Source organism: Pararcticibacter amylolyticus, from assembly GCF_003130405.1.
Classification (GTDB): domain Bacteria; phylum Bacteroidota; class Bacteroidia; order Sphingobacteriales; family Sphingobacteriaceae; genus Arcticibacter; species Arcticibacter amylolyticus.
This window is the reverse complement of sequence record NZ_QEAS01000006.1, coordinates 47,969-62,773: the sequence shown is the minus strand read 5'-3', so window position 1 is coordinate 62,773 and position 14,805 is coordinate 47,969. Positions and strand designations below refer to the sequence as shown.

Sequence of the window (14,805 nt, the reverse complement as noted above, 5' to 3'; positions counted from 1 at the left end):
CCTGTACAATTTTGAGAGTGTATTACTGAAAATAATATGATAAGTATTTGCAGACAGAATATTGTCCTTTTCATTGTGTGTTATTTGTTTAAATCTTAATGCAGATGTCCCGGCAATGTATGTAAGAAGTATTGCCGGGATCAACTGAAGGTTTTAAAATGCCCCAAATTCTGCCAGATGTGAAAACTGGGTATTACCGTGTGTAGAAAGAATAGTAGCCCTTATATACCGGCATTCATGAGAAGCGGATAAAAAGAATTTTTGCTTGCTATTGATATTCGCGGGGGACAGCGTTCCGGCTTCTTCCCAATCAGTTCCGTTGCTGCTCACCTCCATCTTAACCGAAGACGGTTTGCCTTCTTTATCAGATTGCCTTCCAATGAAATAGACTCCGTGCAATAATTGAGTTTTATTCATATCTATCACAAACCAGTGAGGAAGAGGGGCTTCTCCGCCGTCCCATTTCGAATGCCAGAAAGTAGATGGTTTGTTGTCAAGCATATGAATGCCGAGGCCTCCATTTTCTTCTCCCTCTGCTGGCTCTTCTGTGGATATACCTGCAATTTGCCAGCCTGAACGGTCAAGCTCAGGGAAATCTGCAAAGTCTAAAGATGCACGAACAACAAAATAGGCAGTAGTTAATGATTCATTGAGTTTCACTCCACCGCTGGCACCTTTAATTGATACAGCAAGAATATAATCCTTAAATAATTCCAGCTTCTCGAATGGGTTGATCCTGATAGCGAGGGGAGCAGTTGCAAGTGTTCCTTTTTTTATAGTTGCGGAGGTTTCTGTAAACTGGTAGCTCCCCTCCGGTAGAAGAGGGTAGTTGGTGCCGTTTAAGGAGTTAAATGCTGCAGCTTTGGAAGGATCGGTTTCAAATGTTACCCCGATATCCTGGGGAGCTGCTCCGAAACCTCCAAAGCTGGCGCCATAAACAATATAATATACCGAATCGGCCATCTTCAATACAACTGAGTTTGGGTTTCTCGCTGCCGCTGCCATATACACCTGGTCGTAAGTGGACATTAGTTCTTCCTTCGGTATATCAATCTTTTCACAAGCAGACATCACTACCGAAATGAAGCAGATAGTCACAGATTGAATTATTCTTTTAGTATTCATGTTCCTTTACCTTTTAATTTTTACCATCCCGGATTTTGAACAAGCTGGTGTCCCCGGTCCATTTCGTATTGTGAGAGAGGAAACCAGTAATAGGCTTCTTTCCATATGTGATTATCAGCAACCACCCTACGGTAAAATTCATCGCCGTCTCCGTCAACGTTCATCCCATGCAGGTTTCCCATTACAGATTTTACAATCTTCCAGCGTCGCACATCAAACCAGCGATGAGATTCGAATGCGAGCTCTATCCGCCTTTCATCCCGTATTTTTTGAATAAGTGTGGCGCCCGAAACCGGGGGAAGGCCCGGTGATCCGTATTCCGGAATGCCCGCCCGTTTGCGGATGAGGTTCAGATACTTCATGGCTTCTGCATCATTGCCCCCATATTCTGCCAGCGCCTCAGCATAGTTCAGATAGATCTCTCCCAGGCGGATCAATACGTAAGGGCGGCTGTTGCTGATGTTTGCCAGCCGATTGGTTTCGGGAGATACATTCTTAAGAACCAGATATCCTGTATGAGAGTAATCTTCTCCTCCGTTTTTCTTACCGTCGCGCCCCGAATAAGTCAAGTCTACCGTAATTGGATTCTGTGTGATTGCACCACCTTTATACTGTGCTCCATTGTAAAGAACGGAGGCATAGAAACGTGGCTCCCGGTTAACATACATATTATACACTCCATTTGTAAATCCCGTCTCCGAATAAAGATCAGATTGGCTGATCGGCTTTCCATCTCTCATGAAATAAGAATCTACCATCTCCTGTACAGGAGATATTCCATTCCAGCCCCCGGCCGAACGCAGCGAGCAGTTATAATCCCAATTCCAGAGGTCATTACTTTTGCGGACAAAAATGCACTCGTTGTTCCACGGAGTGAGATGGATACCACGGTAAGATTTTACCGGGTCACCGGAAGGATCTTCATATAAATGGTACTCATTCAGGTCAATCACAGCTTTAGCTGCGTCTGCGGCTCTTTTCCATTTCTCCCGGTCAACTGTTTGAGAGATAAAGGGCGTTCCGTCTATATTCAGGAAAGAGGCGAAGTCTTTGTTTCCGTTGAATTCGGGACTGGCTGCATATAAAAGTAATCTTGATTTCAGGGCTAATGCAGCGCCCCTTGTTGCCCTTCCATAATCCCGGTCGGTTGCAGGAGTGACAGGCAGCACGGCCGCTGCCTGATCCAGTTCAGATACAATATACTCTACGCATTCGTCAAAAGAACTCCTTGGTAACTGAAGGTCGGCGGCCGAAGCATCAGCTGGCAGCTCTTTGTCTCCTATTAAAACCACCGGTCCGTATTGCCGTAAGTTCATAAAGTAAAAGAATGCACGGAGGAACCTTGCTTCCGCCTTATACTGGTCTATAAGGCTCTGTCCGTCCAGGCTCAGAATTTCTTTGTTGCCATCGATGTGGTTCATGAAATAGGTGGCGGATCTGATACCGTTGTAATAGTGCTGCCATTTATAGAAGGGGGATGTTCCCGCGCTCCAGTTTCCCACATTCAGCTGGTATATCGTCCATTTAGCCCACGCTACATTAATTTCGTCTACATTTCCCGTCCAGGGATGTCCGTTCCATTGGTCACTCTCATCCGGAACAAAGTTGTATATGTTGGCCAGATACTCTTCAGAAGGACGCTTCTTCTGAAATACTTCTTCTATCGTTTGGCGGTCGTTAGGAACCTGGTCGAGAAAATTGCTGCATGAACAATATCCTGTTATGAAGAAAGCCAGGGTTATATATTGAAAGAATACGTTCTTTTTCATAAAGGGTTGTGTTTAAAACCGGCAGTCAATGCCGAAGCTATATGTTTTCATTAAAGGATATTGTGCTCCCTTTCCATCTCCTAATTCTACATCCCAGAGTTTAAAGCTGCTGAATGTTACCAGGTTGTACCCAATGGCATAGATCCTGAAGTTCGAGATGCCCAGTTTGCCGAGCCATGGTTTCTTTCCGAAGCTGTAGCTGAGTTCCACATTCTGTAACCTCATGAACGCCCCGTTCTTTATCCACCATGTGCTGTTTTCATAATTGGAGTTCGAGGTGGAGGGGTAGGTGAGCCTTGGATACCATGGATTGGGGTTGGAGCCGTCCGGAAGCCACCTGTCTGTAATATTGCTAAACAAGTTCCCCCTAGTGCCCTCTTTCTGGAAAGGTTGCAGGCCTTCACCGTTCAGCGAGATATCCACATTGCTGATACCTTTAAACCATGCTCCAACCGACCATCCCTTATAAGAGAAGGAGGGGCCAAACCCGTAAACAATCTCGGGTATTGATCCGTAACCTATAGGAGCTTCATCGTAATTGTTGATCCTTCCATCTCCATTCAAGTCTTTATATTTAATATCCCCTGGTTGAATGCTTCCTGTCTGGACAGCGCTGTTTGCGATTTCCTCTTCAGACTCAAAAAGCCCAAGAGCAATTTTTCCAAACCGCTGCCCAAGCTTTCGGCCAATAACCTGTTGCCAGGGATAAGGCCAGAGTGCGTTTGCATCCTCTTTAATAATTGCCCTGTTCCATACAACATTGCCTCTGAGTTCTAAAGAAAAATCATTACTGATTTGCTTATTAAAAGTAAGGGTTCCGTCAATGCCTCTGTTTCTGACTGCTCCAAGATTGCCCCAGGGCTGTGTCTGGATGCCTGCATAATTCGGCACGTCTCCCCGTGGCTTGAATATTCCATCCCTGTTTTCAAGAAAAACGTCAACTGTAAGGGATAAAGCATCTTTCAGCGAACGAAGCTCTACCCCTAAATTGGCTTTTTTAGCTTGCTCCCACGTAACGTTTACCGCATAGTCACCGATGTCAAGTCCTCCATAGTTATTATCATTAGTTCTGCCAAATGAGTATCCGTCTCTTGTAGCGACGGTTGAGATATAAGCGAAGCGTCGTCCTCCTAAACTGCTGTTTCCTACGATCCCATAGGATCCCCGGAATTTTAGAAACTGGATCACTCCTGAAATGGGCTTGAAGAACTTTTCATTGGATGCAACCCAGCCGATCCCGTAAGAAGGGAAAAGCCCGAAGCGCATTCCTTTGTTGAATGTTTCAGATCCATTGTATCCGAGATTAACCTCGGCCAGATACTTGTTAGCATACGCATAAGTGGCCCTGGCTGCGAGACCCTGGTAACGGTATGGAATAGAGTTGATGAAATCACTTGCAAATGCGTCGGTACGATCGCTTTGATTGAATAACAACATACCGCTTACATCATGCTTCTTATTTCCAAAGCTATTATTGTAATTGAGCGCAGCTTCAGTATAAAACTGGCGGCTGCCCCCGTTAGTCCGGGCATACCCCAAATAACTGGTACCCACCCTGGTCCGCTCAAAGACAAGGTTGCCATTATCGTCCCTGTTTGATGCAAAATAGGTATCCACAGTCTTGGTCCTCGAAATGGAATGGAAATTGTTATTGTCAAAAGAGAACATTCCGTAAACTGAAAGGCCCTCCAGTATTGAACTTAAGCTTTGAGTGACACGGATGTTTGACCAAAGCTGACTCTCCACGTTGCTAACATAGCCTCTTTGGGTGAGCATATCGTAGGGATTTGATTCTTCCCCGCGCGGCTGTGGAATAAAACCATTTGTATATCTTACAGGGATGACAGTAGGGGGCATGATGTATGCAGCATTCCAGATCGCACTTGCGCTTTGCCCCGGATAATTTCCATCAGAGATCCATCCGGATGCGCCGAAGTCAACTTTGGTATCTTTGAATAGTTTCAAGCTGAGGTTACTGGTGAAATTATACCGGGTAAACTTGATTGCTGAGTTATATTTTGCAAGTTCGTCAGTCTTGTACAAACCGTTCTCATCGTAGTATCCCAGTGAAAGATAGTAGTTGGCCCTGTCAGAGCCTCCGTTTACGTTCAGATTAACACGTCTGTTCTGGCCGGCATCGTTGAACATCTCTTTCATCCAGTTTACGTTTGGATACAGGTCGGGGTCTGAGCCATTGCCAGTGGCTGCAATCTTTTCATCAGAATAAAGCTGGTTGGCCCTTGGGTTGCTGTTACGGTAAGCCTCGTTTGCCATCCGGAGGTATGTAACCCCGTCGGCAAATTCAGGTACCTTGGTAAATTGTGTGATGCCCTGGTTTATTTGAAGATTCACCTGCGGCTTGCCCGGCTTCCCTTTTTTGGTTTCGATAAGAATAACTCCGTTCGCCCCCCTCACGCCATAAACCGCCGTAGCCGAGGCATCTTTCAGGATGGTGAAATTGGCAATGTCCTCGGGATCGATATTGCTGAATGACCTTTCTACTCCGTCTACCAGCACAAGAGGACTGCTGCTGGTAAAAGTAGAGATCCCCCTGATATATATCTGCGATCCGTCGTACCCGGGTTCGCCGCTCCTCTGCACCCCTATAACTCCTGCTATTCTGCCGGCAATTGCATTGCTTAAGTTACCGGTTGGCTGTTTCAGCGCTTCAACATTTATAGACGATTGGGCACCGATGGTGGTGATTTTTTTCTGTGTTCCGTATCCAACAATTACCACTTCTCCCAGTGAATTTGAATCGGGCTGAAGCTTGACGTCAATTGTTTTACTATTGCCAATAACACGTTCTGCCGCAAGATATCCAACGAAATTGAATACAAGGGCCCCCTTCATTTCCGGGATCTTCAGAAAATACACTCCCTCTCCATTGGTGATCGTACCCAGGTTCGTGCCTTTAAGCTTAACGGATGCTCCCGGCAACGGTACATCCTTTTCATCGGAGACACGTCCTGTTATAATGACAGGATCTGCCTTCTTTAACTGTTGCAGCTCCTTTACCTCTTTATTAACGATAAGGATCACGCCCTCTTCAATGGTATATTCTAGCGGCAGGTCAGACAGAATGCTGTTCAGTACCAGCTTAATATCCGCTTTCCGAAAGTTCACGGTGAACTTCTTCGAACTGCTGATCATTTCACTGCTGTAGAGAAAGCTGTATCCCGTCTGCTTTTGGATCTCACCAAAAAGTTCTTTTAAAGAAGCGTTCCTTTTCGAGAGGGTTAATGACTGGGAGAAAACAGATGCTCTGACCTGCAGACACGCAATAAGAATTAGAATTGCTGTCAGCTTCATTATTAGTATTGTTTGTTTTAAGCTTTGAGACCATGACGGTTGCTTGTTTGCAATGAGGCAAAACAAACCACTTGATCTCGTAGAAAGTACAAGATGTTTCATACCTTTGCAGGGATTGGGTTAATGTTCAACGAATTCTTTAACTGGTTTTGTGGCTAACCCATTCTGTCGCCGGAGACCTCTCACCGTTTCCGGCTTTCTTATGGGCAGATTTTCATGTTGGGTTATTCTTTCTTCATATATCCTCCTTATTGATTTATTTTGAAACTATGACGGTGTGATCTTCCACTCTGAACCTGACAGAGCCGGTTTTTTCCAGCATGAGGAGTACTTTACTGAGGCTGCTCGAGCGGGGTATGTTGCCTGTATAATTGATCGGAGGGATCTTTCCCTGATACTTAATATTCACATCATACAATCTTTGCACTTGTGTGAGAATCTCCGCAATATCCGTTTCATCGAATACAAACAATCCGTTTTTCCAGGCGATGACATTGTCTGCTGAAATATTTCGTACTGTTATCAAAGGATTACCAGGCTTTACAGACGATTCTTGTCCGGGCTTAAGGACCTCCGACAAGCGGGAAGTGTTTTCCGTAACTCTGACGCTTCCTTCAGCAAGAACGGTTTTGACAGCCTGGTTCTCCGGGTAAGCATTGATGTTAAAATGAGTACCGAGAACCTCAACGAGCTGTCCCCGTGTTTTAACCAGGAATGGAACCTTTTCGCGGTCTGATACTTTTGAACCATTCTTTTTGAACATTTCAGCCACTTCAAAATATACTTCACCTGTAGTACTGACTATACGCTGGCTATCATTAAATGCTGAAGGAAAGGAAATGGATGATTCTGCATTCAGCCAAACTTTCGTTCCATCTGCCAGTACAAGCTGATACCCTGCGCCACGGGGAGTTGACAGGGTATTAATTTCCGGGGTGGTGTCGCCTGTACGATTGTTGTTTTGCCGGAATGTCAACAGGCCAGGTGAGGGCTGAACAACAGTCGTCTGGGTAAATTTGATAATGTTTCCCCGCTTGCTGCTGTCCAGAACAATTTTTGATCCGTTTGATAGTGTCAGTACAGCCTTGTTTGTTCCTGGAAAGACTTCGTTTTTAGTTAGTTTATGATGTTCAGTCTCAAATAAATAGTTCTTAAACAATATCAGGGTGGTGGATAAAATGATAAGAAGAATAGCTGCGGCATACAGCCATTTCCATTTATCACTCCTGTTTACTCTGGTGCTTTCCCGGATATTATGAAGCACCTTGTTTAACAATCGTACCCTTACAGCTTCCTGGGGCCCCAGGGTGTCTTCATCCCAGTGAAGTTCGTTTTTTTGAAGTTCGTCGTACTGAAGAAAAAGCCTGTGCTTTTCCTCTTCGCTGATGAAGCCGCTGATATACTTTTCCGTTAATTCCTTAAATTCTTCTCGTTTCACGGGGGTGTATTTAACTGTATGTGTCAAAAAAGGTAGGGTAACCCCGAAGGGAAATCAAAAAAAAGTACTTTTTTTTGATAGTTGGTGGCGAAGGTATTGCCTATCCGTGAAAATTGGAGGAAAATACGAATGCGGCAAGGAATATAACCTCACCCATGACAGGTCTCAAACGGCGTAAAGCGATGGTGATCTGGCTTTCTACTGTTTTGGGCGAAATGCCGAGCCGCTCGGCTATCTCTTTGGTCGACAAATGTTCTTTTCTGCTCAGTAAGAAGATTTCGCGGCATTTTTCCGGTAAACGTGATAAGGCTTGGTCGAGCATTTTATTGATGTCCTTTTCGGTCAAAGTCCTTTCTGCCTCATTTTCAACTGCAAGCTTCTCTATTTCATCAAACAAGCCTTCCCTGATCTTTCCCGATCGGATTACTTTAAAAACTTTGTACCTGATAGACGCATACAGGTATGAATGAAGGGATTCGATCCGGGAAGAAGAACGTTTTACCCACAGATCGGTCATGATCTCCTGCACAATATCTTCAGAAGCCTGCTGGTCTCTCAGGATATTGTAGGCAGACAGGTAAAGTTTTGACCAGTACCTGTTATATAGCATTTCGAAAGCCGTAAGATCATCCGTCTTAACAAGTTCAAGGAGCTGAACATCCGTCCACAACTGCGGGTCTTTGCCTGGCATAACTGACCCTAATTTAAGAAGCATCGACCGCAATTAAAAAAGATTTATCATTTTCCTAATCTGACTTTAACATTTATGCTCCTTTATCTGCTTAAAGCCGGTACGGGCACTATACTTTTTTAGCTTTTAATACATCGTTTTCTACAGTTTGTCTGAGCCGTATTACCGGCTGCTCATTCGGAGTATTGTTAGAGGAATTATATCCATTCCGGGTTATTTTGCTGAAATACAGTTTGTTGATTTTGAAAGTGGTTCTTTTTTGCTGCCTTTTCGGGTGTCTTGGTGTTCCTTGTAATTCAAAGAGAGGAAGCAGACTTGGAATTGTTTGTTAATCAGCGGAGTGATATCTTTCAAACATGAAAAGGCTTATCACTCTCTTAATTTTTTTGATAAATGCTGTCGCTTTCGGACAGCAGGAAGACACTGATCTATATCGTATCCGGATCGGACTGAGCGGCGGATGGCAGTTTGCCGCAGATCCCGCTGATTCAGGAATCAAAGAGAAGTGGTTTTTAAAAGATCTCCCTGACCGCATTACGCTGCCCGGTACCACCGATCTGAATCAAAAGGGGACTTTTAATAAAGATACCAGCACTATGCACCTTAACAGGGTTTATATCTACGAAGGGGCTGCCTGGTACAGGAAGAAGGTTACAGTTCCCCGTGAATTTAAAAATAAGCATATTGAGTTATATCTGGAGAGAACAAAGAGTTCCACTGTGTGGATAGATGGTAAAATAGCCGGGGGATCCGCTTTGCTTCAGTCTCCCCAGCAGTTTGACGTGACTCCTTACCTGAGCCCCGGAGAACACTATCTGACCATCCGAGTTGACAACGGGCTTAAACTTACCCCTTATGGAAATGTACATATTTATTCGGACGACACCCAGACTAACTGGAACGGAATCATAGGCAAGATCTTTCTCGAAGCATCTGATAAAACATATATTTCAGATCTTCAGGTGTATCCCGATATTGACAAACAAAAAATTGAGGTCAGGATCCATATTGGTAATTATTTAAAAGGCCGTAAGGTTGCCGCCGAACTTAATGTTAAATCAATAACAGCGGGTGCAGGCAAAAATCTGCCTCCGCTCAGGCTGAATGTATTGGCGGATTCAGTTATTGTTCTAAACTATAATATGGAGGGGAATTGTAATTTATGGGATGAACATCGTCAGCCTTTGTATGAGCTCACCGCCGCTATTTCACATGGGGAGTCAAGAGACGCCAAAAAAGTGAACTTCGGAATGAGAAAATTTAGCAGAAAGGGAACCCAATTCAGTATTAACGGCAGAGTGACATTTTTGAGAGGAAAACATGATGCCTGCGTTTTTCCCCTTACCGGGCATCCCCCTATGGATACAGAAGGATGGATAAAGGTGTTCCGGATAGCTAAATCCTATGGAATCAATCACTATCGTTTTCATTCTTACTGCCCTCCGGAGGCTGCTTTTACTGCCGCTGATCAGGCCGGAATATATATTCAGGCAGAGTTGCCTTTTTGGGGTGGTTTAAATGACGATACAGTTGCTGCGAAATTGAAGCAGGAGGGCATCGCGATGTTGAAAAACTATGCGAATCATCCCTCATTTGTGATGTTCTCCCATGGAAACGAAATATGGTCGGGGCAGGATAAGGCAGAGAAAAATATCCGTGAACTAAAGCAGTATGACAGCCGGCCGCTTTATACTCTTGCTTCTAACGTGAATATCGGTTATTACCCTCCGCCGGCATCCTCCGACTTTTTCGTAGGCGCCCGTACTTCATCTAACGGAGATACGGTGCTCACCCACGTCAGGCTAACTCATGCTTTTTCCGACTCCAGGCAGGGCGGACTTTTGAATACGGCTACACCGTCAACAGAACTGCGCTTTAGCTACCCTGTTTCCCAACTGAAGATCCCGGTTGTCAGTCACGAAATCGGACAATATCAGATTTATCCCGACTATGAGGAAATCAAAAAGTATACAGGTGTATTAAAAGCCTGGAATCTCGAAGTATTTCGGGAACGTCTAAAGAAGCGGGGAATGCTGGACCAGGATAAAGCCTTTCAGAAAGCTTCTGGAGCCTGGGCTGCCATTTGTTATAAAGCGGAAATGGAAGCTGCCCTTCGTACAAAGGGATTCGGTGGTTTCCAATTGCTCGACCTGCAGGATTTTCCGGGCCAGGGGACGGCCCTGGTAGGGATCCTCGACGCTTTTATGGATAGTAAGAACGTAGTGACGAGAGAGGAGTGGATCAAATCCTGTAGTGATGTTGTGGTACTGGCAGAGTTTTCAAAGTACTGCTGGATCAATACCGAAACTTTCCGTGCGAAAATAGAAGTCGCCAATTATTCTGACAGGACAATAAAAGAAGACGTTAGATGGGAGATCCGGAATTCTGCAGGTCTCATACTTAAAGAAGGTCTTTTTACCGGCCTGAATATGGAAAACGAAGGGGTAAAAGCGATAGGAGAGCTTTCTTATGGTCTTGGTGAAGTAAGAAAGGCAGAAAAGCTGACTGTAACTATCCTGATAAAAGGGACGCCATATCAGAATTCCTATCCGGTTTGGGTATACCCGCAACCCAAAGAGCCCACCCGGAAGAAGGATATTTACATCACCAATAAATATGATAAAAATGTCAGGACCAGACTGGAAAAAGGAGCGAAAGTTATTTTGTTTCCTTCCGGGGAAGGTGTAAAAGCGCATAGTGTGCCGGGACTGTTTCCTCCTGAATTCTGGAATTGGGAGATGTTCAAAAATATAAGTGAGTCATTAAAGAAACCCGTGTCACCGGGTACCTTAGGATTGCTCACGAATCCTCAGCATCCCCTTTTTAAGAGCTTCCCGACTGACATTCATACAAACTGGCAGTGGTTCTCTATTATAAAGGCCGCTAATCCATTGATATTGGATAGCACACCGGCGTCTTTTCGTCCCATTGTTCAGGTTATTGACAATCTGCAGCGGAACCATAAATTGGGATTGATCTTTGAATTCAAAGTTGGCAAAGGAAAGCTTCTTGTATGTATGTCTCCCTTAAATAAGATGTTGGAAAAGCCGGAAGCTGCACAATTATATAAGTCAATAACTGATTACATCAATACGGAAGACTTTAATCCTGATTGTGAAATCAGTTCTGAAGAAATAGAGAATATGCTCTACCTTTGAGAATCACATGTTCTATATGAAATACTGATGAAGACACGTTGGATCTCTCCTTGTATAGCAAAGCTTTTATCGCCTTTTCTTGCCGTCATTTTTAGCTTCTCGGTTTATTCGCAGCCAGCTAAAGGCAGTCTCTTTATTATCGGCGGAGGAAGCAGATCGCCTGAGCTCATGAAGCAGTTGGTTAGCACCGCAGATTTGTCCGTTAAGGATTATGTTGTCGTGCTGCCGATGGCGAGCGAAGAACCGGAGGAGTCTTTTCAGGCAGTAGCACAACAGTTCAGAGCGGCTGGAGTAAATAAAATAACATGTTTCAATTTTACAAAAGAAACTACTGTCCGGAAACCATGGTGTGATTCAACGGCACAGGCTAAAATTATCTTCATCACCGGGGGAAGCCAGGACCGGTTTATGGACATCGTCAGAGGAACGCCAGTTTATGATGCCATTCATGACGCTTACAGAAAGGGCGCAACGATTGCAGGAACCAGTGCCGGCGCAGCTGTTATGAGCCATAAAATGATTACAGGAAACCAGTTGAAAGGAGATACCTCTTATAAAGAGACCTTCGATAAATTATGGGATAAAAATATTGAGTTTAAACAGGGTATGGGACTCCTGCATTCTGTTATCATTGATCAGCATTTTTTGAAACGAAGCCGTTATAACCGGCTGCTTTCCGCATTAGCTGCAAATCCATCTTATACCTGTATAGGGATCGATGAAGGGACTGCGATAATCGTAAAGGGAAAACATATTAAAGTTGCCGGAGACAGCCAGGTGATCAGGGTCTCTCAGCCGAAAGGCCTTCAGGTAAATGCAAAAGGCCTTATCCGGCTGAAAGATCTTAAATTCTCAGTCTTTGCTGCAGGCGACGAATTCGATCTGCCCCAAACCCCCTAACCCTTTACTTTCAACTCCCTACTTATATATCTCTATTTCAATTTTTCCCTCTTCTGTTACTTTTCCCCTGTACATTCCTTCAGTATTAAAGGGCATTGCAGCATTGCCGTTCCTGTCGAGGATGATCATGCCGCCATCGCCACCTAATTTACCTACTTTGTTTATAACGGTTTTCCCAGCCTCTGCGGCAGATAAACCTTTGTATTCCATCAGCGCGGAAACATCATGTGCTACAACACTCCTGATATAGAATTCTCCCCACCCCGTGCACGAAATAGCTGCCGTAGCATTATTAGCGTAAGTGCCGGCTCCAATGATGGGCGAGTCACCAACGCGTCCGTATTTCTTATTGGTCATGCCGCCTGTGGAAGTGCCGGCTGCAAGGTTCCCCTCTTTGTCCAGCGCAACGGCGCCGACAGTTCCGAATTTATAATCACGGTTCGTAGTGCCCATGCGCATCGTCTTTTTATTGCCATGATCCAGGACGCTTTTTGTGGAGTCTTCTTTTATGGCCTGCTGAAGTCCTTCCCAGCGCTCCCTGGTCCAGAAATATTGGGGATCTACAATGGTCAGCCCGGCCTCCTTTGCGAATTTTTCCGCGCCTGCACCCACCATCATCACATGTTCCGACTTTTCCATCACTGCCCGCGCCGCACTGATGGGGTTTCGTATTGTTGTTACACCAGCTACTGCGCCGGCTTCCAGAGTTTTGCCATTCATGACCGAAGCGTCAAGCTCATTGCGTCCGTCATGAGTGAAAACCGCGCCTTTTCCCGCATTAAACAGCGGGGAGTCTTCCATCACATGGATAGCAGCCTCCACTGCATCCAGGCTGCTTTTTCCGGCCTTCAGCTTTGAGTAACCTTCCTGTAGTGCCTGCGTGAGTGCTTCCCTGTAGGCAGCTTCCTTCTCCGGTGTCATCTTTGATTTGAGGATTGTGCCAGCCCCGCCATGGACGACCATTACATACTTTACCTTTTTTTGTGCCAGTGTATTTCCCAATAATTGGGTAAGCAGTATTACAACTGCTGCTACTCTTGTTATTCTAAGTCTCATTAATCCTTATTTATTATTTGCAATACTCCATTTTCGACATTCCACCACTGCCATTTGCCGCCCTGTGCAGACTGCTCACTAAATCCTGCCACATCGAAGTTTCCTGCGCCCATCAGCGAAGCCGGTATTTCATATACTTTTACAGCCTTCTGGTCTGCTTTCCAGTTTAAAGCATGCCCCTGTACACAATTTTCCGGCTGTCGGTGGCTGTCGGTCTGCAGGAAATAAGCTGTGCCGCTCCCGAATACCTTCGCCTGTCCGGCATCGTCAATACATACCGCGGTTCGTTCATCTGCCGCAATACCTTTGGGAGCAAAGTTATGATCTTTTATCAGGCGTGCCAGAAAGGCCATGTGCCGTCCCTGACGTTTTCGTGCGACGTAGTGCTGGTCTGTTATGACTTTATCCAGGAAAGGTGCATGCAAAAAACCTCCCGGATATACAGTTACATTGGGATTATACGGGTCCGCAAGTGCTTCTTTACTTGTGACGCTTTCTTTTTCACCGCTATAATAGGCTTCTCCAAGGATAGCGCACCCTGCGCTTGTGCCGCCCACAGGTGCCTTTTTCTCCGTTAGCAGGTAATTTATAGCATCCATCGTTTTGGTTCCTTTCCAGTACTTCAGGTAGTTAGACTGGTCGCCGCCAGCAATGAACAGCATTTCCGCATTACGGATCGTTGCCGCTACTTTTTCATTCTCCGCAAGTTCCCGGGAATCTATTTTTAAAGTTTCCACTGAATTTACTTTTCCCAGCTTGTTAACATAAGAATTGTAGGCATCAGTTCCTGTTGCTCTGAGGATGACCACATCGCCGCCGCCACTTTGTTCAATCATCCATTTAAATGCAGCGTCTACATCTTTCCCTCCGCCCATCAGCACCACCCCGCCCTTTGTGGGGGTAGTGATATCGGATGTGTCACCGGTAATTCCCAGGGAAGCGGGGCGATCAGCCCCGTTCGCTGTAAGCATCTTGTTCGGTATATTTCCTTTTCCCGCCGGAGAAGTCAGGATGCCTGAAAGCAACGTTATAAGATATACGTACTTCATTGTTCACTGTATTTAGGGTTTTGTATCATGTTTTTGTTGACTGCAATTTCCTGTGCCGGGATCGGGAAGGCATACTGAGCCTTCGAGGGATCCAGCCTCAGTGATCCGGCGGTATTCACAGCATCTTCAGCAAGCCGCTCCACTGGCAGGTTGCGGCGTTTCAGATCGAAAAAGCGGTGGCCTTCGAAAGCCAGTTCTTTAAATCTTTCTGTATAGATTGCTGTAATAAGCGCCTCCTTACCTGAAAAAACCTGGTTTACGTAACCATTGATCCGGTTAGCGCGAAGAGTGTTTAGATCATTTGAAG

At 45.2% G+C, this 14,805-nt stretch carries 10 protein-coding genes; 2 read left to right on the top strand and 8 right to left on the bottom strand.

From position 1 onward, the window contains the following. Positions 1–153: 153 nt before the first annotated feature. From DDR33_RS08435 to DDR33_RS08415, 5 genes are all read right to left on the bottom strand, one after another. Positions 154–1,125, bottom strand: a complete 972-nt coding sequence (locus tag DDR33_RS08435; RefSeq protein ID WP_109415343.1) for a BT_3987 domain-containing protein — start codon at positions 1,123–1,125, stop codon at positions 154–156. A 20-nt stretch (positions 1,126–1,145) separates the two neighbouring features. Further along, positions 1,146–2,894, bottom strand: coding sequence for a RagB/SusD family nutrient uptake outer membrane protein (locus DDR33_RS08430; RefSeq protein WP_109415342.1), 1,749 nt, complete (start codon positions 2,892–2,894; stop codon positions 1,146–1,148). Between the two features lie 12 nt (positions 2,895–2,906). Continuing rightward, entirely contained in the window at positions 2,907–6,206 is a 3,300-nt protein-coding gene (locus DDR33_RS08425) for a TonB-dependent receptor (protein ID WP_158280683.1), read from the bottom strand. A gap of 256 nt (positions 6,207–6,462) precedes the next feature. Continuing rightward, the gene (locus DDR33_RS08420; protein ID WP_158280682.1) at positions 6,463–7,644 is read right to left on the bottom strand and encodes a FecR family protein; all 1,182 of its coding nucleotides are present in this window, start codon (positions 7,642–7,644) and stop codon (positions 6,463–6,465) included. 100 nt (positions 7,645–7,744) lie between these two features. Then, positions 7,745–8,335, bottom strand: a complete 591-nt coding sequence (locus tag DDR33_RS08415; protein ID WP_158280681.1) for an RNA polymerase sigma-70 factor — start codon at positions 8,333–8,335, stop codon at positions 7,745–7,747. Positions 8,336–8,691: 356 nt separating this feature from the next. Between DDR33_RS08415 and DDR33_RS08410 the strand changes: the two genes are divergently transcribed. Together DDR33_RS08410 and DDR33_RS08405 are read left to right on the top strand one after the other, a co-directional pair. Then, complete coding sequence (locus tag DDR33_RS08410) at positions 8,692–11,493, top strand: glycoside hydrolase family 2 protein (protein WP_109415338.1); 2,802 nt, start codon at positions 8,692–8,694, stop codon at positions 11,491–11,493. A gap of 27 nt (positions 11,494–11,520) precedes the next feature. Further along, the gene (locus DDR33_RS08405) at positions 11,521–12,393 is read left to right on the top strand and encodes a cyanophycinase (protein ID WP_109415337.1); all 873 of its coding nucleotides are present in this window, start codon (positions 11,521–11,523) and stop codon (positions 12,391–12,393) included. 18 nt (positions 12,394–12,411) lie between these two features. On the opposite strand, the gene DDR33_RS08400 is transcribed toward DDR33_RS08405, so the two are convergent. The 3 genes from DDR33_RS08400 to DDR33_RS26625 form a co-directional block, all read right to left on the bottom strand. After that, positions 12,412–13,449 carry an isoaspartyl peptidase/L-asparaginase family protein gene (locus tag DDR33_RS08400; RefSeq protein WP_109415336.1) on the bottom strand — a complete coding sequence of 346 codons (1,038 nt, stop codon included), beginning with the start codon at positions 13,447–13,449 and terminating at the stop codon, positions 12,412–12,414. After that, complete coding sequence (locus DDR33_RS08395) at positions 13,449–14,498, bottom strand: cyanophycinase (protein WP_109415335.1); 1,050 nt, start codon at positions 14,496–14,498, stop codon at positions 13,449–13,451. The genes DDR33_RS08400 and DDR33_RS08395 overlap by 1 nt, the downstream gene beginning before the upstream one ends. Next, the coding region (locus DDR33_RS26625) for a RagB/SusD family nutrient uptake outer membrane protein (protein ID WP_238387720.1) at positions 14,495–14,805 on the bottom strand (311 nt) is incomplete at its 5' end. The genes DDR33_RS26625 and DDR33_RS08395, both read right to left, overlap by 4 nt.

Excerpts from the sequence above, each read along its gene's own strand:
- DDR33_RS08430 (WP_109415342.1), bottom strand. The coding sequence starts at position 2,894 with ATGAAAAAGAACGTATTCTTTCAATATATAACCCTGGCTTTCTTCATA.
- DDR33_RS08405 (WP_109415337.1), top strand. The coding sequence starts at position 11,521 with ATGAAGACACGTTGGATCTCTCCTTGTATAGCAAAGCTTTTATCGCCT.
- DDR33_RS08425 (WP_158280683.1), bottom strand. The coding sequence starts at position 6,206 with ATGAAGCTGACAGCAATTCTAATTCTTATTGCGTGTCTGCAGGTCAGA.
- DDR33_RS08410 (WP_109415338.1), top strand. The coding sequence starts at position 8,692 with ATGAAAAGGCTTATCACTCTCTTAATTTTTTTGATAAATGCTGTCGCT.
- DDR33_RS08400 (WP_109415336.1), bottom strand. The coding sequence starts at position 13,449 with ATGAGACTTAGAATAACAAGAGTAGCAGCAGTTGTAATACTGCTTACC.
- DDR33_RS08415 (WP_158280681.1), bottom strand. The coding sequence starts at position 8,335 with ATGCCAGGCAAAGACCCGCAGTTGTGGACGGATGTTCAGCTCCTTGAA.
- DDR33_RS08435 (WP_109415343.1), bottom strand. The coding sequence starts at position 1,125 with ATGAATACTAAAAGAATAATTCAATCTGTGACTATCTGCTTCATTTCG.
- DDR33_RS08395 (WP_109415335.1), bottom strand. The coding sequence starts at position 14,498 with ATGAAGTACGTATATCTTATAACGTTGCTTTCAGGCATCCTGACTTCT.